The 19,217-nt window shown below is 49.0% G+C and carries 13 protein-coding genes; 9 read left to right on the top strand and 4 right to left on the bottom strand.

Annotated features, from left to right (window positions below):
• Window positions 1–70 precede the first annotated feature (70 nt).
• Window positions 71–1,396 carry a DUF3472 domain-containing protein gene (locus tag IE163_RS12505; protein ID WP_189433317.1) on the bottom strand — a complete coding sequence of 442 codons (1,326 nt, stop codon included), beginning with the start codon at window positions 1,394–1,396 and terminating at the stop codon, window positions 71–73.
• Between the two features lie 53 nt (window positions 1,397–1,449).
• Window positions 1,450–4,278, bottom strand: a complete 2,829-nt coding sequence (locus IE163_RS12500; protein WP_189433316.1) for a TonB-dependent receptor — start codon at window positions 4,276–4,278, stop codon at window positions 1,450–1,452.
• Window positions 4,279–4,602: 324 nt separating this feature from the next.
• Between IE163_RS12500 and agaR the strand changes: the two genes are divergently transcribed.
• The 7 genes from agaR (at window position 4,603) to IE163_RS12465 (ending at window position 12,724) form a co-directional block, all read left to right on the top strand.
• Window positions 4,603–5,388 (top strand): transcriptional repressor AgaR, encoded by a 786-nt coding sequence (gene agaR / locus IE163_RS12495; RefSeq protein WP_189433315.1) that lies wholly within the window; start codon window positions 4,603–4,605, stop codon window positions 5,386–5,388.
• A 12-nt stretch (window positions 5,389–5,400) separates the two neighbouring features.
• Complete coding sequence (locus IE163_RS12490) at window positions 5,401–6,774, top strand: Gfo/Idh/MocA family protein (RefSeq protein WP_189433314.1); 1,374 nt, start codon at window positions 5,401–5,403, stop codon at window positions 6,772–6,774.
• 15 nt (window positions 6,775–6,789) lie between these two features.
• Window positions 6,790–8,067 carry a class II D-tagatose-bisphosphate aldolase, non-catalytic subunit gene (locus IE163_RS12485; RefSeq protein ID WP_189433313.1) on the top strand — a complete coding sequence of 426 codons (1,278 nt, stop codon included), beginning with the start codon at window positions 6,790–6,792 and terminating at the stop codon, window positions 8,065–8,067.
• A 1-nt stretch (window position 8,068) separates the two neighbouring features.
• Window positions 8,069–9,208, top strand: coding sequence for an SIS domain-containing protein (locus tag IE163_RS12480; protein WP_189433312.1), 1,140 nt, complete (start codon window positions 8,069–8,071; stop codon window positions 9,206–9,208).
• A gap of 2 nt (window positions 9,209–9,210) precedes the next feature.
• Window positions 9,211–10,119 (top strand): ROK family protein, encoded by a 909-nt coding sequence (locus IE163_RS12475; protein ID WP_189433311.1) that lies wholly within the window; start codon window positions 9,211–9,213, stop codon window positions 10,117–10,119.
• A 3-nt stretch (window positions 10,120–10,122) separates the two neighbouring features.
• On the top strand, window positions 10,123–11,256 hold the full coding sequence (nagA, locus tag IE163_RS12470) for an N-acetylglucosamine-6-phosphate deacetylase (protein ID WP_189433310.1): 1,134 nt from the start codon (window positions 10,123–10,125) through the stop codon (window positions 11,254–11,256).
• A gap of 166 nt (window positions 11,257–11,422) precedes the next feature.
• Window positions 11,423–12,724: a sugar MFS transporter gene (locus IE163_RS12465; protein WP_229833557.1), complete on the top strand. Its 1,302-nt coding sequence runs from the start codon at window positions 11,423–11,425 to the stop codon at window positions 12,722–12,724.
• A gap of 81 nt (window positions 12,725–12,805) precedes the next feature.
• On the opposite strand, the gene IE163_RS12460 is transcribed toward IE163_RS12465, so the two are convergent.
• Window positions 12,806–15,649, bottom strand: a complete 2,844-nt coding sequence (locus IE163_RS12460) for a TonB-dependent receptor (RefSeq protein WP_189433309.1) — start codon at window positions 15,647–15,649, stop codon at window positions 12,806–12,808.
• Window positions 15,650–15,833: 184 nt separating this feature from the next.
• Here IE163_RS12460 and IE163_RS12455 point away from each other — a divergent pair, with 184 nt between their 5' ends.
• A complete protein-coding gene (locus IE163_RS12455; protein WP_229833556.1) occupies window positions 15,834–17,243 on the top strand; it encodes an SH3 domain-containing protein in 1,410 nt (469 codons plus the stop codon).
• A gap of 11 nt (window positions 17,244–17,254) precedes the next feature.
• Window positions 17,255–18,349 carry a dipeptide epimerase gene (locus IE163_RS12450; RefSeq protein ID WP_189433308.1) on the top strand — a complete coding sequence of 365 codons (1,095 nt, stop codon included), beginning with the start codon at window positions 17,255–17,257 and terminating at the stop codon, window positions 18,347–18,349.
• Here the strand turns inward: IE163_RS12450 and IE163_RS12445 are convergent.
• Window positions 18,346–19,191 carry a MurR/RpiR family transcriptional regulator gene (locus tag IE163_RS12445; protein ID WP_189433307.1) on the bottom strand — a complete coding sequence of 282 codons (846 nt, stop codon included), beginning with the start codon at window positions 19,189–19,191 and terminating at the stop codon, window positions 18,346–18,348. The two genes, IE163_RS12450 and IE163_RS12445, sit on opposite strands and share 4 nt — an antisense overlap.
• Between the last annotated feature and the right edge of the window lie 26 nt (window positions 19,192–19,217).

Raw genomic sequence — 19,217 nt, 5'->3', positions numbered from 1 at the left:
CCTGTCTACGTGGCAGGCGTAATTGTTTCTGGCGAGCCCTGGCGGCACTGCAAATTAAGCTGGGGCAGGCTTAAGGTAACTTGGTGAAATCAATCGCTGGCTGAGGTCTTTTCGGTGTGACTTGCCATTGCATCCCTGGCTGGGTGCTTTGGTTGAAAAAACCACAATTTTGTAGCATTAACCCTTGCTCAGTATAAGTACCCGCAAAATCTAAGCGATTACCGCGCCGACCTGTATCATCTACACTAAAACTGGCGTGTAGGTTTGGGTACCAGTTGCCAGCGGCATCGGCAAACCATTGACTGGGGAAATAGACGCTGCGGGTCGTATCACCCATCTCCGGAATAAAGTTTTCTAAAAAGGCATGTGGCCGTTCAATATTACGCTGGGTTTCCGGTCGGCTAAAGCTGGCAATAAGCTGCCATTTTGCTTGATCTGGCGCAAAAAACCAGGCGGTATAATGGGTATAGTTATCAGCTTGAGGTTCGGCTTTCAGTAAAAACTGATAGGTCGTACCGGCTTGCCAAGGGTAACGCAGGAAACTTTGTCCGCCAGAGCCTTCGTTGCCAAATTCGCCGGTGACTACCTGCTCGCCTTTACGCAGCAGTTTTACCTGTAAGTGTGCGGGAATAGTGCTGGGATCATCCGTTTGATAAGGGCTCCATACCGAAAATAACACCCGGCGTTCGCTGGCCGAGTTGACCTGAATACCAAAGTAACCATCGGCAAAACCATTGGCCATATAAAAGCTACCAATAACATCTTGCCCTGCGGGTACCTGCATTTCGCTGTAAAAATAGCGGATCGGTGTTGCCTCGGGTAATTGATAGCTGAGATGCACCGAGGGGCCACGGCGGCCCCAATACACTTCATCGCGAATAAAGCTGGCGCCGCTGGCTGCGCTACCGCCAAAGCTCAGGCGAGTTAACTCGCCAAAGGTATCGCTGCTGCTGGCTACGCCACGTAGCTGAATTTCCTGATAACCTGGCGTACTAATGCTAAATGTACCAATAGCGTACTGCTGCTCGGTACTGCTGTTTAGCGTCACACTCTTGGTTTGGCCGGCGAGGCTGACTTCAATCGTACTTTGGCCGCTGGCGATTTTGCCACTTATCGCTAGCTCTAGCTCGCCAGTTTGCGATAAATGGATAAAGCTACTAATGACCTGGTCGCCATAGCGCCAGTTGCGAATACCGTCTTCCTGCATAATCGTTTTGCTTGCTGCAGGGTTTGCTTTCACCCAACTATTGGCCGCCAGTGCGAGTGAATGCGGCAAAATGGGGGCTGGGGCTTGCTGGTTGCTATCTGCTGCCTGAGTGGCGCTGTCGCCACCGCAGCCGGACAGCAGAAAGCTGCCGCCAAGCAAGGCGACAGTCATAAGTTGTTTTATCAGCATAAAAGACTCTCGTTAAATAAGGTGGCAGCTTGCTACCACCTTGCACAATAAGCTTAGAAGCTACCGCGAATACCAAAAGCGACCTGGGTACCAAAGCGCTCCAGGTAATTCACCTGATCTTCGCGTTTTACATAGCCCCAATAACGTTTATTAGTCAGGTTAGAGGCTTCCGCGTAAACGGTGAAATGCTTATTTATTTCATAGCTGGCACTGGCATCCAGTTGGCCGTAATCGGCAATCCAGGCTGCGCCACCCCAGGCCTCAGGATCCGTCAGGAACTTGCTGCGCCAGTTATAGGCTAAGCGAGTCTGGAAGCCATATTTTTCATAGTAAAGCACCGCGTTGTAAGAGTTCTTTGACATCCCCTGAAATGGCAGATTGCGTGCTTTGCGGGCCGGATCATCATATTCGCTATCCACATAGGTGTAGTTAAGTTGAAAGCCTAAGCCATCAAAGGGTTCGGGTAGCATCTCAGCCAATGAATGCTGCCAGGCGACTTCTATGCCGCGCACGATTGCGCCATATTGGCCGCTCTCGGGCTGCGCTAACCAGTATTCATTGCCGTCAACCACGGCACGGCCTTCTTTGTTTTCAATAAAGGATTTAATATCTTTTAAGAACAAGCCGCCACTTAGCGCACTGCTTTCTGCGTAATACCATTCCAATGTAATATCGGCCTGACGGGCTTTTTCTGCTGGTACGCCCGGATTGCCGCGTGACAATTGTGGCAAACCATTTTTCTGGGTATCAAAGTTTGGTGCTATCCAGGAGCGAAGATAAAACAACTCTGGTCGGCTAATAACCTCAGCGGCAGAAAAGCGGAACAGCAGGTTATCTTGTAAATTTAGCCTAAGATTCATGCTCGGCAGTACATTGGTATAGCTATCGGTAAAGGTCATCGGCGAAGTTTGTCGCCAGGTATTATTGGTTGGCTTACCGGCGCTATCCAGCACAACTTTGGATAGATCGTACGCATAACCGGTAGAGCTTACTTCTGTTTTGCTGCCGCGTAAGCCAAAATTCAGCATATAGGGCAGCTCAAAGAGCTCTTTTTCAATAGTAAATTGCACAAAGGCGGTGGTCACTTCTTCCGCTACCTGATAGCTACCGGCGCGATTTGGCACCGCAACAATGCTCTTGTCTGTTGCTTCGGCATTTAAGCTACGATAGTAATCAAGCAAGGCGTCATAGTTAAAGCTCGGCCAAGGTGAAGGGCTAATACTGTCTTCACCTTTTAAGAAGTCTTTAAAGTTGGGTGCCACGAAGGCGCTGTTGGGGATTTGAAATAGCTCAAATTCGCCTCGGGTAAATACGGTGCTGTTATCAAAGCTATAGCCATCGCGTGTCAGGTAAAAGCCACCACGGCTAAATTGGCTGGGGTTGGCAGAGGCAAACTGGTTTTGCGCCTTAGTTTGCTTCAGGTAGGTTAACCCTGTATCAATGCGGCTAAAGAAACCCTCCATTGGCTGGTATTGGCTAAGCAACTTTAAATCGGTAATTTTATCGTCTACCCCAGTGCCAGAGTTATAGCTGTAGTGGGCGCCATAGACCTGATCAGCGGTTAAACCTGGGCTAATCACCACATCGGGTAAGATGTTGCCGGTGTTGTAGTTAATATCAATAGCATCAACAAAGCCACGGGCCACAATAAAGCGGTTATCACCGGCGTTTTGGTTTTTTGCGGCTGAATAGGCGGCATCGGCAGTGATTGACCATTCCGGATTCAGCTGCCACTTGGTATTTAAGCCCAGCTGATAGGTATCGGTTTTACGCGGGGTGCTAATATTCAGCAGCTCCACCATGGTATTTTCGCCGGTTTGTCTCATCGCCACCACCCGACCTAAGTCATCAAAGGTGGCATTGCTAAACACCGGCGTGCCGGGTGTCCATTCTTCATCGTAGTTTACAAAACCGATTTGATAACGGTTACCGTCGGTATTGTAGCGGGAGTACAGCGCATCAAAATTGATATCCAGCTGATCCGTAGGTTGCCATTGAAGTGCTAACGTCGCACCTAGCCGCTCTCGTACATCCTGGGCATTGGCAAAATACATATAACTGGGGATTTTGGAGGCATAGGTTTCATCTGCATCGATAATGCCATTGCCGTTAGTGTCGACCGGCACACCAGCACTGTCTACACCCCAGCCTTCGTCTTCATCAAAAAAGCCAGAGGCTGAGTAGGTATCTGCCCGCAAGGTTTTCCGGGAATAGACAGCGGAGAAGAGAGCACCGAAGCGGCCGTCTGCAGTTTTATCACCAATAATAAAGGAAGCATGGGGATGGGTATCTTCGGTACGTGATTCGTAGATCCCTTTGGCTGAGGCCGCAATGGTACGGCCTTCCATCGCCAGAGGTTTACGGGTTTCGATATCGATAATGGCGCCAATACCGCCATCTAACAAACTGGCTTCGGGCGATTTATATACTTTTAACACGCTGACTAGCTCCGATGCTATGGTGTCAAAGTTAAAATCGCGTCCGGCATATTCCGAGGCAAGTTTGCGACCATTTAAGGTCGTCACATTATAGCCGCCGCCCAAACCACGCACCAAAATATTCTGGCCTTCGCCGCCGTTACGGGTAATGGTCACCCCCGGAATACGCTGCAGGGCTTCGGCCAGGTTTTCATCCGGAAACTTACCGATATCATCGGCTACCACCAGGTCGATCACGCTGCTGGCGTTTTGCTTTTGAAATAACGACTCTTTAATACTGCTGCGGATCCCGGAAACTTTAATCACTTCAACGTCTTGCTCGGTGACTTGCCGGGCTTTAGTGTTGCTGGTGTCATCGTCGCTGGTTGCCGCAGCTACAGGCATAGCTGCCAGGGCGGCGCTAATTGCCAGACTCAATAGTGCGGGTTTGTGTAGTTTGTTCATTTCTCTCCCTCGTCTTGCTGCGTAATGTTGTTTTAGTTTTCTTTAAGTGAAAGCTATAGCAAGATTATTTGCTTTCACTGTCTTATTTATAGCGCTATATTTAGTCAATAATCAACATCGAAGTTAAAAAAAACTTTTAAATTGTTTTGTTTTCTGCCATGCTAGGGACAAGTGAAAGTAAAAAGACCGGGCTGTTGCTGCTGTTTTTTACTAAATATCAGGCACTTAAAGGTATGAAACCCTGCTTCTGGCTTTCGAAAGCTTTCGAAAGAAAATCGGGCATGTTATGTTCAGCCTGATATTAGCTAATAGATGAGAAGGCAAATGGAACAGTTAAACACCATTGAGCGGCAACAAGAGATCGTGCGGTTAACTCAGCAACTGGGCAAGGTGTCGGTAAAAGAATTGGCTGAACGTTTTTTAGTATCAGAAGTGACGGTACGCAGCGATTTGGCCATTTTAGATCAGAAAAAACTGCTGGTGCGCTCGCGCGGCGGCGCCATGGTCAACAGTGAGTTAAGTCGTGAACTGTCGCTAAAGGAAAAACGGCACTGTTATTCGGCGCTAAAGCAACAGCTGGGAGAAGCGGTTGCGGCGCTGATTAAAGATGGCGATAGGGTAATTCTGGACTCGGGTACCACCACGCAGCAAGTGGCCGCCAACCTTGGGTATCACAAAGATCTGATTGTGATGACCAATGGCTTAAACATTGCCATGGAGCTGGCGCAAAGTGATGAGGTAGAGGTGATGCTCACCGGCGGCTTGCTACGCAAAAAATCGATGTCGTTTTATGGCAGCCTCGCCGAAAAAAGCTTACGTGATTACAACTTTAACAAATTGGTGCTGGGCGTGGATGGTTTTGATTTACGCAGCGGCTTAACCACCCATTTTGAAAAAGAAGCCAGTTTAAACCGGCTGATGTGTGACATCGCCACAGAAATTATTGTGGTAACAGATTCGTCGAAGTTCGACCAGCAAGCCTTTCATGTGATTTGCGCCACCAGTGCCATCCATACCTTGGTGACTGACAGCGGCATACCACAGGCTTACGTCGAGGCGTTAACTAAGCAAGGTGTGCAATTGCACATTATAGAAAAAAATAACTTGTAAACGGGGTAGCTTATGTCAAATTTTGATCGTCGTTCATTTTTAAAGGCTTCCATGGGAGCCGTTGCTGTCGGAGCTTTAGCAGCCTGTGCACAAAGCACACAAGCCAGTGCAGGCGTAACACCTAAGGCGCTGGGTAAATCGGTTATGGGCCTGGTTGTACCCCAAATGAATGAGGTCAGAGTTGGCATTATTGGTGTCGGCGAACGGGGTGTCGGCTTTATTCACCACTTTAATAATATTGAAGGTAGCCGGGTGACGGCTATTTGCGATACCGATCCCTTAGTGATTGCCCGAGCGCAAAAAATTATGGCCGATTATGGTCAGCCTAATGTCGCCTTCTACAGCAAAGGCGAGCATGCCTATCGCGAATTACTCGCTCGCGAAGATGTGGATATTGTGATCGTCGCCACCCCCTGGGATTGGCATCACCCCATGGCGAAAGAGGCGATGCTGGCCGGCAAGCACGCCTTTGTTGAAGTCCCACTGGCGTTGACGATAGAGCAAATGTGGGATCTGGTGGATACCGCCGAAGCGACGCAGCGCAATTGTATGATGCTGGAAAACGTGAACTACGGCCGCGAAGAGCTGATGGTGCTGAATATGGTGCGTCAGGGCGTCTTTGGTGAGCTACTGCACGGAGAAGCGGCCTATATTCATGAATTGCGCTGGCAAATGAAAGAAATGGACCGCAAAACCGGCTCCTGGCGCACCCATATGCATACCCGCTATAACGGCAATATTTACCCAACGCATGGTTTAGGGCCGGTGGCGCAATATATGAATATTAACCGCGGCGATCGTTTTGATTATATGAACTCGATGAGCTCACCGGCGCTGGGGCGTGCTGCCTACGCTAAACGCGAATTCCCAGCCGATCATCCGCGCAATCAATTAAAGTATGTGCACGGTGATATCAATACCAGCCTGATAAAAACCGTAAAAGGCCGCACCATTATGGTACAGCACGATACCACCACGCCGCGTCCATATAGCCGGCATAATTTAATTCAGGGCACCAATGGCGTTTTTGCCGGTTTCCCTAATCGTATTGCGTTAGAACATGGCGGCAGCGGTGACTTCCATAGCTGGGATTACGATATGGAAAAGTGGTTTAAACAATATGATCATCCACTATGGATCCGCATGGGGGCCGAAGCCGAGAAAAATGGTGGTCATGGTGGTATGGACTTCTTAATGTGTTGGCGCATTATCTATTGTTTGCGTAATGCCGAGCCACTGGATCAGGATGTCTACGATGGTGCAGCCTGGTCGGCAGTATTGCCGTTGTCGGTCGACTCCGTAGCCGATCGCGGTAATTCTAAAGACTTCCCGGATTTTACCCGCGGTGTTTGGCAAACAGGCAAACCGCTTGGCATCGTTAGTTAACTAGGTAGCAGGCGAATGACGACACTTTTTAGTTTAATGCAACAAGCCAAGCAGGGTAAGGCCGTAGGCATTTACTCGGTGTGCTCGGCGCATCCGCTGGTGCTGCAGGCCGCTATATTAAGGGCCAAACGCGATAAGAGTTTGCTGTTAATTGAGGCGACAGCCAATCAGGTGAACCAGTTTGGTGGTTATACCGGGCAAACCCCAGCCGATTTTATTGCCAATGTTCGGCAATTGGCGCGGCAATTAGGTTTACCGCTAAGTCAGCTGGTATTTGGCGGTGATCACCTGGGGCCGGTGTGTTGGCGCAATGAGCCAGCCGCAGCGGCGATGCAAAAATCAGAAGATTTAATTGCGGCTTATGTGCAGGCAGGTTTTAGCAAAATCCATCTGGATACCAGTATGCCTTGTGCTGATGATCCGGCAGTGCTAAGTGAGCAAACCATTGCCAACCGAGCCGCGAGGCTTTGTGCGGTAGCCGAGCGCTATGCCCGTGCCGAGCAGCCGCTAAGTTATGTAATAGGTACTGAAGTGCCGGCGCCGGGTGGTGTGCAGCAGTTAGAGCAGCAGCTGCATGCAACGGCAGTTAGCTCGGTTGAGCTAACATTGCAAACGCATCAGCACGCCTTTGCCGCCGAGGGATTGGCAGCGGATGTTTGGCAAAAGGTGTTAGCGGTGGTGGTGCAACCTGGGGTGGAGTTTGACAATAGCCAGGTGCATAAATTTGATGTCAGCGCGGCAAGCGGGCTGTCGGCTTTTATTCGACAACACGCCCAGGTGGTGTTTGAAGCGCACTCTACCGATTATCAAACAACTCAGGCGCTGCAACAGCTGGTGCAAGGGCAATTTGCCATTTTAAAGGTGGGGCCGGAGTTAACTTTTGCACTACGTGAAGCCTTATTTGCGTTAAGCCATATCGAAGCTGAGTTATTGCCTGTGGCGGCGCGTGCCAATCTGATTGCAACATGCCGGGAAGTGATGTTGCGTAAGCCTGCGTATTGGCAAAGTTTCTATCCGCAAGCGGACTGGCAACTACTTTATAGCTATAGCGATCGGGTGCGTTATTATTGGCCTGAGCCGCAGCTGCAACAGGCCGTTACTCAGCTACTGGCAAATCTTCCAAATGCCTTGCCTTTACCTTTACTGCTGCAATATTTGCCTGAGGCCTATCAGGCGGTGCAGCAAGGTCTAATCCGCAATGATGCACAGAGTGTGTTGTTATTTCATATCGATCAGGTGTTGGCGCGTTATGCTAAGGCCTGTGGCTTAACGCCAATTGAGGGAGCGCATTAAGATGGCAACCGAGAATTATTTATCTTTATCTGCAGCGGAATTACAGCAAAAAAAGGCGTATTGGACCGCACGGGAAATCAGCCAGCAGCCAGCATTATGGCAGCAAATTGCCAGTGAACACCAAGGCCGCGGTGTTGCACTGAATGCGTTTTTACATGCGCAATTAGCCAAGCCGAATTTGCGGATTATTTTAACCGGGGCAGGCACGTCTGCCTACATCGGCAAGGCGCTGGCCGCCACGTTACAACAGCAGTTAACACTAGGGCAGCGGGTAGAAGCGATTGCCACTACTGATCTGGTTAGTCATCCCACCCTCTATTTGGATGCACGCGCGCCCACTTTGCTAATTTCTTATGGGCGCTCGGGTAACAGTCCGGAAAGTATTGCCGCAGTCGACTTAGCCGAACAGCTACTGCCGCAGTGTGCCCATCTGGTGATTACCTGTAATGCCGAGGGCAAATTAGCGCAATTTTGCCAACAACAGCCTGACCGCAGTTACTTATATGCCTTACCTGCCGCAGCACATGATCAAAGTTTCGCCATGACCAGCAGTTTTAGTGGTATGTATCTGGCAACCTTACTCAGTTTTAACCCTGAGCCGGCGGCTTTAAACACGGTTATTGCGCTGGCTGAACAGGTGCTTAGTACGCAATTAGCAACCATCAAACAGCAAGCACTGTTACCTTGTAAGCGTGTGGTATTTTTGGGCAGTGGCCCGTTACAGGCGTTGGCACAAGAGGCTGCGCTTAAATATCTGGAATTGACGGCGGGTGCCATTTTAAGTCACTACGAAAGCCCACTGGGCTTTCGGCATGGGCCCAAATCATTGGTCGATGGCGACACCTTTATTTTGCTCTTAGAAAGTGCTCAACCCTATAGCCGCCAATATGATCAGGATCTGGCAGCAGAACTAAAACACGATCAACAAGCTCTGGCTCTGGCGTCTTTATCATTAGCGACTTTGGGTAGTGACGCCCAACTCAGTGATGCATGGTTACTTTTACCTATGGTGGTGTGGTGTCAGGCGTTGGCATGCTTTAAAGCAATGGCACTTGGCGTATCACCGGATAATCCTTGCCCGGGTGGTCAGGTAAACCGGGTAGTACAAGGTGTCACCTTATACCCATTGCTGGCAGAATAAGCATGAGCTGGTGTTATGGACTGGATATTGGCGGCAGTAAAATAGAGCTGGCGATTTTTGATCCGCAGTTACAGGTGCAGCAGCGCTGGCGGGTTGCCACCCCTACTCAGGATCTACAGGCTTTTCTTGCAACCGTGGTGGCGCAAATTGCTAAAGCCGACGCCCTCTGTGGGCAAAGGGCGCGGCTGGGTATCGCTTTACCTGGCGTTATTCGCGCAGACGGTACTGTTATTTCCAGTAATGTCCCTTGTTTAACCGATCAGCCGGTTGCGGCCCTATTGACGCAGCACTTAGCCCGTACTGTGGTAATTGGAAATGATTGTCGTTGCTTTGCCTTATCCGAGGCAGTTGCGGGTGCCGGCAAGGGATATCGCAAAGTACTGGGGTATATTCTAGGCACCGGCGCCGGTGGTGGTTTTTGTCTGGATGGGCAGCTACTGACTGGGCGTGTGGCCGGAGAATATGGCCATATCGCGATATCTGCCTTAGTGGCACAACGCCATCAACTACCGCTACGTCAGTGTGGTTGCGGGCTGCTTGGTTGTGTTGAGCCCTATATCTCGGGGACGGGGTTAGGGCGTTTATATCAACATTATACGGCTAAGGCCGCCAGCAGTGTCGACTGGGTCAATGCCTATCGGCAGCAGGATACACTGGCGCAGCAAACCTTTGAGGTGTACCTGGATATTCTGGGCGCACATTTAGCCGGATTGTGTTTAACACTGGAACCAGATTGCCTGGTATTGGGGGGGGGGTTATCGCAGATCCCTGAATTAATTACGGCACTGCCCGCTGCAATACAACACCATTTATTTGCCGGTGTGACAGCGCCTCTGGTGCTAGCGGCTGAGGGCGGTGATGCCAGCGGTGTGCGCGGGGCAGCTATTCTGGCACAGCTCAAACAGGAGTAACCTATGTCATCTGCTGCATTTTACCTGAAAGCCTCCCAGTTACTGTTAGCGGACGGGTTTAGCCAAGGCTATCTAAGGATTGAACAGGGTTATATTACCGCGATAGAGACGACACCTTCGCGCAACTTGCCTATGCAAGATTGCTCTGATGGTATGCTCTGCCCAGGGTTTATTGATATTCAGGTGAACGGTGGCGGTGGCGCCCTGTTTAATACGACGCCGAGTGTGGAATCTTTAGCCACAATCTTTGCCGCTCATCAGCAATATGGCACCACCAGCATGTTGCCCACGGTTATTACAGATGATTTAACCGTGATGCAGCAAGCCGCAGATGCCGTGGCAGCGGCTCGCGCCAAACAGATGGTAGGGATTATTGGTATTCATTTCGAAGGCCCGCACCTAGCACAGGCGAAACGCGGCTGTCATCCACAACATTACTTGCGTCCGCTGACCGCGGCGGAAATGACCTTGTACTGCCGGCAGGACCTGGGGGTGGTCATGCTAACGCTGGCGCCGGAAACGGTTCCTGTTGAGCAGATAACAGCACTTACTGCCGCTGGCGTAATCGTCAGTTTAGGGCATAGCAATGCTGGCAGTGCCCAGATTTTACCCGCGATTGCTGCAGGTGCCAGCTGTGTTACCCACCTGTATAACGGTATGTCGAATCTTACCTCGCGTGAACCGGGCTTAGTCGGCACGGCCCTGGCCGATCCGCGCCTGTATTGCGGCATTATTTTTGATGGTGAACATTTACACCCACTCAGCGCACAAATTGCTTATCAAATGAAAGGCGAGCAGCGGTTGATTTTAGTCACCGATGCTATGTCACCGGTAGGTACCGCACAACAGGAATTTAATTTTGCCGGTGGTCGAGTAACTCGCCAGGGCATGAAGCTGACGAATAGCGAAGGCTCCCTCGCTGGCTCAGTGCTAGATATGGCCAGTGCCGTGCGCTATGCGGTGCGGCAGCTAGAAATAGACTGTGCCAGTGCTTTAAGGATGGCCAGCAATACCCCGGCGCGGTTATTAGGGTTACCGCAGTTAGGGCAGATAAAGGTGGGCGGTCGCGCTGATTTGGTTTGGTTAACCTCGGCGCTAGAGGTGAGGCAGACCTGGGTAGCGGGGCTGGCAAGCTAATAACAGCTATACAACAAAACAATTAAAACAAGTTAAATCAATACTATAAAAAACATAAACGCTAGCTACAGCGCGAGCACTTGTCGCTAACCAGTAACGGATCAGGTTACGCCGTTGCTATGGCTGCTGCGCTCTTAGCAAGCAACTAACAGGGGAAACATCCACTATGCACAGCCGCACTTTAGCATCGTCCAGTAGTAGCTTTTTACCTATGCTGTTAATAGGTATTTTATTTTTCGTCTTTGGCTTTGTAACCTGGCTCAATGGTGCCTTAATTCCATTTTTAAAAATAGCCTGTGAGCTCACCGAATTTCAGGCCATGCTGGTCGCCTTTGTATTCTATATTGCCTATTTTGTCATGGCCTTACCAATGTCGGCGTTACTCGGCCGTTTTGGTTATAAAAACGGTATGCTTATTGGTTTGGTGGTGATGGTGGCGGGCGCCTTGTTGTTTGTACCCGCGGCGTTGTCGGCAACCTTTAGCCTGTTTTTATTCGCCCTGTTTGTTCTTGGCACCGGTTTAACCATTCTGCAAACGGCCACTAATCCCTATATTGTTTGCGTGGGGCCACGCGAAAGTGCGGCTATGCGTATCAGCTGTATGGGTATTGTTAATAAAGGCGCGGGCTTTATTGTGCCGCTGCTGTTTACGGCCTGGATCTTAACTGGTATGGAGGCTTATAGCGATGAAGCCTTGGCCATGCTCTCAACAAGCGATCGTGCTGCTCTACTTACTGAGCTATCGCAGCGGTTAGTGCAACCTTATTTGCTAATGGCCTTAGTGTTAGCTGGCTTGACTCTATTTGTCTGGTGGGCACCATTACCCAAATTAGATATTGAACAGCAAAGTGGTCAATATCAGTGGCAGAAAGTGTTGGCCTATCCGCAGGTTTGGCTGGGTGCGCTGACCTTATTTTGTTATGTTGGGGTGGAAGTTATTGCCGGTGATAGCATCGGCTTGTTTGGCCAGAGTTTAGGGGTGGCGCATTTTGGTACCCTAACCTCCTATACCATGGCCTTTATGGTACTGGGCTATGTACTGGGCATTATTTGTATCCCGCGCTGGCTTAGCCAACAACAGGCGTTGTTATTGTCGGCATTCGCCGGTATTGCTTTTAGTATCGGTATCTTAGTGTCATCGGTTGAAAGTACCCTGTTGGCAAGCCTTTTTACCGGCTGGTTGGGCATTCCGACAGTGCCTGATCCTGTGTTCTTTTTAGCCTTGCTGGGGTTAGCCAATGCCTTGGTGTGGCCTGCAGTATGGCCTTTAGCGCTGGATGGTTTAGGGAAGCTTACGGCAACGGCGTCAGCCTTATTAATTATGGGGATCGCCGGTGGTGCGGTATTGCCTTTGCTCTATGGCTATTTAGCAGAGCAAAGCTCGGGGCAGGCAGCTTACTGGCTGCTGATACCGTGCTATGGCATGATTTTATTTTATGCCGTAACAGGCCATAAAATTAAAGGGTGAGCCTGTAGATATTTTTCATAAATAAAAAAGAAGAGGCGCTGTGCCTCTTCTTTTTGCGATGACTATTTTACGTTACCTAACTTACAAGAACTTGTATTCAAGTAGTAAGGTAAAAGCGCGACCACGAGGATCGGCGATCCTTGGCTCCCAGGCCGCGCCGGCAGCAAAATCGTTTTGATGCGCGGTGAAAGGTGGGTCCTGATCAAAGATATTCTTTATACCAAAAGTAAATTTCACATCCTGGAAGCCGGTATAGCTCATGCTATAGTTGTAGGTCATATAGCTACTCACATCCGGGTTCCAATCAACAGGAATATAGCTGCCGTTACGCACACTAACCGGTAGCTCATCTTTATAACCATCACGATACAGCTGACTTAAAGTATAGCTCCAGTCCCCTTTTACATAACTTAGGTTAAGGGTGTGTTTCCATTTAATGGGTAAGTTGAAATAACGCACATATTCACCTACCAGATTATCGCTATAAGGAAGTGTTTCTAAACCTTTGGTTTTAAAACTGTCGATATAGCTGCCGTTCATATTTAGGCGCCATTTACCGCCGGCAAAATCACCCGTCAGGTTAGCATCGACTTCAATACCGCGGGTTAGGGTACCGCCCGAGTTAATATAGCGTCGGTCGATAGCGACGACTTGACCGCTGCTATCACGGATCCAGTTCGCCTGAAACACATCATAGTTGTTAATTAATACATCTCTTGGCGCTGAACGAATGGTATCGGTACGTTCAATTTCCCACCAGTCGACACTAAAATTAAAGTTGTCAAAAGGTGCGGCAACAAAACCAATACTCTTCTGTTCAGATTCTTCCGGTTTCAAATCGTCTTTACCGCCGAAGATCTCTACCGGACGAATAGAAGCACAACCTGCGATGGTTTCACTGGCTACACCACCTGGACAGGTTGCGGGGTCAGCTAAGTCTAAGCCAGTATATTGTGACTCAGTTGTACCATTAAACAATTGGTTAAATGAAGGGACTTTAAAGCCCGTACTGAAAGCACCCCTGACCAGGAAACCATCTAGTGGTCGCCAGGTAAAGCCAATTTTCGGGTTGGTGGTGCTGCCAAAGCCATCATATTTATCATAACGACCGGCCAGGCTGATATCCAAGCTATCAAAAAGCGGTAAATACAGCTCTACAAATACCGCTTTAATATCCCGGCTGACTTTATCTAAAACGTTGGCATTGTCAAAAGGCGCGTTAAAGATAGGGCGCATCTCGGCACGTTCGTCACCGTTAAATTTGAATTCTTCCCGCCGCAAGTCGGCACCGATAGCCGCCTGGATCTCACCTCCCGGCAATTCAAATCCGAGGCCACCGGTAAAGGTCGCATCGATTTGCGTCATAATAGACTCACCGCCATAGAGTTTAACGCCGGTGGCCGAGGCTGCGTCCAGTGCGGCCATACCGGCGGCGGACTGGCTTTGTCCTGGCATTAAAAACGGGTTGATTAGGCCACTGCCTAAGACTTGCTGCAAGGCATCGGTATAATGATAACCGCTACCTAATACCGAGTCCGATTCACTGGTTGCTCTGGAAATACCGGCAGTGTAGTCCCAATCGATACCGCTAATAATACCTTCAAACGCGGCCATTAACCGATAAGAGGTCGTCTCAGTATCAATTTGTCTTGGGCCACAAGCTATACAACGCCAGCGGTAAGCAATGCGCTCGCCATAATTTAACTGGTCTGCACCAAAATAATTGGCCAACGCATTGTAAATGCGATTGTAAGACTCGCCGGTACTTGGGTACCAGGTATCAGGTCCGAACACTGCACCTGGCGAAATTTGATTGGGCTCGAAAGCCTTACTGACTTCAACTTTAGAGGCTACCAGCTCGACATAAGCTGAGTGGTTTTCATTGATTTTAAATGAGGCTCTACTGATAAAATCAACGCTTTCCTGGGGCTGTTGGATGCGGGCTGCAGCCGGATAATCCCAGGCACAAGCATAACGAGATGATAAAGAACTCCATAATCTCTCATCATAGGGCCCCATCATATCGCCGCCGCTGGCACAGCCAGATGCTCCAGGTAAATCCAGAATATTCACAGCAATAATAGATTGACCATCTAGCGGGTCGATAAGTCCAGTGCCAATTAGATTGGGCTGAGTTGCGCCACGGTTAAATACCGTCGCAAAGGGGGTGCCGCGTGTATCAGGTGATAAACCCCGATTCGGTTGAAAGGTATTAGAGAAATCGCGATCGGTACCATTTAGGGTAGCGTTACGCTTGTAAGACAAGGTGCCGAAGATATTCCAACCATCGGTATTTATATCACCGGCCCCGATTAACACATTAGTACGGTAAATATTACCACCACCCGCCTCGGTCGCATCAACAAAAGCAGAGGCTTCACCACCAGTGTAATCTTTTTTGGTAATAAAGTTGATAACACCGCCGATAGCATCGGTACCATACATGGCGGAGGCACCATCACGTAATACTTCTACCCGCTCTAGTGCCGCAAAAGGGATAGAGTTTAGATCAACTGCCCGGCCTTTTAGACCGTGAGTTGCTACCCGTCGACCATTTAGCAATACCAGTGTGGCATCGGCACCCTGACCACGTAGGTTAGCGCCTGAAACACCGTTATTACCCCGTTGCTCTTCAGATACAATACCGCCATTACTTGCCAGGTTATCGGATGAATTACCGGCAATATTTAATTGCATTAAAAGCTGTTCAGCAGAAGTGATACCTTGGGCATCAATCTCTGCTTTGCTGAACACGGTCAGCGGCAGAGAACCTTCAATATTAGTTCTTTTGATATTAGAACCGGTAACCCGGATGCGTTCTACTTTTGCATCATCGGCGTCCGGAATAGCAGTTTCCTGCGCCATCACACATGTCGAGCCCAAGCCGGCAAGGGCAAGGGACTGAATGAGCCTGTTCAACTTCATTGCAATCTCTCCTGGATATGTCACCCTTTATAATTATTTCAAGCTTGCGTAGCCAAGCAGAGCTCCGCTGTGCAGGGGTGTAGATTTTCTGCACAGATTTAACATAGCAATCTTTTATTGGTTTTGAAAATAATTTATGCTAAAAAATAACAATATCTGGAATATTTCATTCCAAGGAGCAGGTTTGCAGAAAATTCAACAGGCAAGTACCCGTAAGTGCTCCACAGTGCAGCTGATGTTTTGGTTGTGCAGTTATTTCTTGCTGAGTGGTGCGCAAGCGCAAAACTGGCAATCTGATATTCCTATGTTGGAAGAACAACATTTAAGTGCAGATTACTGGTTACAACAGTTACCTAAGGCAGAGCAATTAATCCTAACCCCAGAGCAAATTGCTAAGCGTAATATTGAAACTTTTACTGTACAGCCGGAAATGCAGGCTATTGCTGATGTACCTTTGCAGCGAAGCCGTGAAGACTTATTGACTTTACTGCGGCACGTTAGCGCCATCCCTGATAGCGAGCGTTATTTTGCTGATGGCCGGCCTTTAAATGCGTCAGACTGGCTGCCAATCCAGCAGCAACTTAATTTAGTAGGCGTCAAAGCTGAAAATCCAACGCGTTTCGCCCTGGTTACCCGCCGCGCGCTGATGTTAGCTATGCCAACTGAGCTGCGGGTATTTAATGAAAGTATGGCGCTGGATTTAAATCGCTTGCAGGAAACCGCGCTTTTTGTGGGGGAGCCTGTAGCCGTTTTGCATGAAAGCCAGGACAAAAACTGGTTACTGGTGCAAAACTATCATTATACCGGTTGGGTTAGGGCAGAGGCACTGGCACTTGGCCCGCGCGAGCAAGTGCTGGCGTATGCGGCGCGCGAGCCTTTTTTAGTGGTTACCGGCGCCAAAGCGATCACGAATTACACGCCAGAAATAGCGGCTATCTCTGAGCTGCAATTGGATATGGGCGTGCGGGTACCGCTATTAAGCGCGGCTGAGGTGGGGCATAACGTCCATGGTCAGAACCCTCACGCCAGCTTTATTATAGAATTACCCGTGCGTAACAGCGCAGGAAACCTGGAGTTGATACCAGCACTGGTTGCCCGTAATCAGGATGTACAGCAAGGCTATTTACCCTATACCACTGAGCAGATTGTGCGTCAGGCATTTAAATATTTAGGGCAACGCTATGGCTGGGGTTATGACTACAATAGCGTGGATTGTACCGGTTTTTTAGTGGATATTTTTCGGACCTTTGGTTTGTTGATGCCGCGTAATTCAGGGCAGCAAGGTTATGGTGCCTTTGGCCAAAATACCCGCTTTGCGGAAGCGGCGCCTCATACAGAAAAGCTAGCAGCTATTCGCCGGGCTAAGGTAGGAGATTTTATTTACCGGCCGGGCCATGTGATGTTGTATTTGGGGGAAAGTGCGGGTGAACCCTTTGTGATCCATGCGGTTTTTGATCTGGCTTATTATAACGCCGCTGGTGAGTTTTATCGTGGCACCTTAAATAGCGTGTCTGTTACGCCCTTAACACCTTTACACCTGACTCCAGAACAAAGCTATCTGGACCGACTTTATGCTATTAAATCGTTGCGTTAACTGAGGTTATTATGAGAATTACCGATATCCGTTTGGGTATGCTTAGGGTGCCACTTAAAACACCCTTTAAAACCGCGTTGCGCACGGTAAATGAAATTGAAGATGTTATTGTTATTGTGGAAACGGATAGCGGCCACCAGGGTTATGGAGAAGCACCTGCTACTGCCGTGATTACCGGTGATATCCACGGCTCCATCATTGAAGCTATTCGCACCGTTATTAAGCCGAAATTGCTCGGGCAGGACATCAGCGATTTAAACCATATTATCCGGCTGATTCAAAACTGCATTATGAAAAACTACAGTGCCAAAGCGGCAGTAGAGATGGCGGTATATGATTTATTTGCCCAGCAGTATCGATCACCCCTTTATAAAGTATTGGGGGGCGGCGTGCCTAAATTGACTACGGATATTACCATCAGTGTTGACTATATCGATAAGATGGTAGCGGATTCGTTAGACGCTGTTGCCCGGGGCTTTGAAACACTTAAAGTAAAGGTGGGCAAAGATATAGGGGTAGATATCGAGCGGGTGAAAGCGATTTATAACGCGGTAGCCGGCAAGGCTCTTATTCGACTCGATGCAAACCAGGGGTGGACAGCCAAAGAAGCGGTATACGCCTTACACAAGCTGGAAGATGCCGGTGTACGCCTGGAGCTGGTTGAGCAGCCAGTAAAATACTATGACTTAGAAGGCCTGAAGTATATTACCGAACGGGTGCATACCCCGGTAATGGCCGATGAGAGTAGCTTTGGGCCGCGTGAAGTGATTGAGCTTATAAAGATGCGCGCTGCCGATATTATTAATATTAAGCTGATGAAAACCGGCGGTATTTCTAACGCCATTAAAATTGCGGACATCTGCTCGTTTTATGATATGCAATGTATGATTGGTTGTATGCTGGAGTCCAGTATTAGTGTTGCAGCGGCAGTGCATGTGGCGGTGGCCAAAGCAGATGTGATTACCAAAATTGATTTAGATGGGCCATCTTTGTGTGCGTTTAATCCGGTAACCAGCAGTGTCACTTTTAATGAAGCGGATATTACCATTGGTGATGCACCTGGCTTAGGGATCACCGCGATACAGGGGCTGGAAATGTTACCTTAGTTCTTTTCCAACAAGGCCATTAACGGAGCATGCTCCGTTAAGTGGTGCCGGTTTGCTGGATGTTGGCACAGGCCTAAGTAAAGTAAATGGCATAGATGCTGCTGTGCTTGCTGGGTAATAAGTTGTTGTAATTGTGCATCTGCCTCACTGCCCAGGGTAAAAAGGGTAATATCAGCGGCAGCGCTTTGAGCATTGGTTTGAAAGCGCGTGAGCGAGATAACTTTGAGTTTGCGCTGTCTGGCGTACTGCTCCAATCTTAAAATATCTGTATTCTGCCCGCAATCGGAGATAAGTAGCAGCACACTCTGTGTTGTTAACGTTCTGGCTAGCTGCAAGCTTATTGCCGGATCGCTATGATACAACGCCATTTTACCCAGCGCTAACAGACGGCATTGCATATCTGTAGCGACGACTGCCGAGTGCGAGCTCCCCGCCAACAAAACCTTATCGGCCTTATCTAACAGCTGTATTGCTTGATGCAGTGTCTTCTCGGTATTAATACTCAGTAAGTTTCGCAAGCTTTGTAGCAAACTTTGCTGTAAGTGCTCTGCTAATTGCGCAAGACTACCTTCTTCATTGCCGGAGTCTTGTTGCTCGCGTTGTAGTGTTGTTGCCGTTACTATCGCCTCGGTGATGGCGAGCTTTAAATCGGGATAACCTTTGTACCCAAGTTTTTGACAGAATTTCACGACACTGGATTGGCTAATTCCGACTGCGTCGGCGAGTTGCTGTGATGAATAATCACGTAATAAGTGAGAGTTATCCAGAATAAAATCTGCCAGTTTTCGTTCGCTAGCAGAGAGCTGGTCAAGTATTCCTTTAATTTTCAACAAGCTGAGCATAGCGTTATTCCCTGACTGCCGGTTTC

Origin of the sequence: Alishewanella longhuensis (genome assembly GCF_014653435.1) — a bacterium.
Classification (GTDB): Bacteria; Pseudomonadota; Gammaproteobacteria; order Enterobacterales; family Alteromonadaceae; genus Alishewanella; species Alishewanella longhuensis.
This window is presented reverse-complemented; position numbering and strand designations above follow the sequence as displayed.